This window comes from Oleiphilus sp. HI0061, assembly GCF_001635675.1.
The window spans coordinates 1-733 of record NZ_LWFE01000140.1; the positions used below are offsets into that span (position 1 = coordinate 1).

Here is a 733-nt window from a genome sequence, read left to right on the forward strand (position 1 = left end):
CGCCGGTTTCAGGCTCTATTGCGACCACGGCTCCCCTATTTGAGCCAAGTAGCTCCACTGCCCGGTTTTGCAGCTGTGCATCCATATGTAGAGTAAGATTTCTACCTGGCACCGGATCACTTCTATCCAACACCCGCAAAACCCTGTTACTGGCGTTTGTTTCTACGGTTTGAAAGCCAACCTGACCATGCAATTCTGACTCATAAAATTTTTCAACTCCAAGCTTGCCGATATAGTTAGTCGCCGAGTAGTTTTGCTCATCGACCTTTTTTAGCTCTTTTTCATTTATTCTTCCGACATAACCGATCGAATGCGCAGTATCTTTCGCCATCGGGTAGTGTCTAGCGAGCTCGGCAAGTACCTTCACTCCCTTCAGTTCATGCCTGCGCACCTCGAGCATCGCAATTTCTTTCTCGGTCAACTTACTTTTTAGAATAACAGGGTGAAATGGTCTTCTGGCCCGTTTTAAACGTTTTTTAAAGCGCCTCACATGATCATCAGAAATTGATATGACTTGGGCAATCGAAGCAATACTTTCATCAATGNAGGCGCTGTCTTCTGGTGTAATCGCGACACTGAAAATTGGCCGATTGTCAGCTAGCAAAATACCGTTTCGGTCATAAATCAAACCACGGTTTGGTGCAATCGATTGCAACTGCATGCGATTCTTATCGGATAAAGTTTGAAAATACGTATGATTAGTAATCTGCAGGTAGTACATGCGGAAGATCAA

1 pseudogene is annotated in these 733 nt (G+C 44.7%); it reads right to left on the reverse strand.

What is annotated here, in order from left to right:
• A pseudogene (locus A3735_RS01700) lies at positions 1–661 on the reverse strand (penicillin-binding protein 2); the annotation flags it as partial.
• Between the last annotated feature and the right edge of the window lie 72 nt (positions 662–733).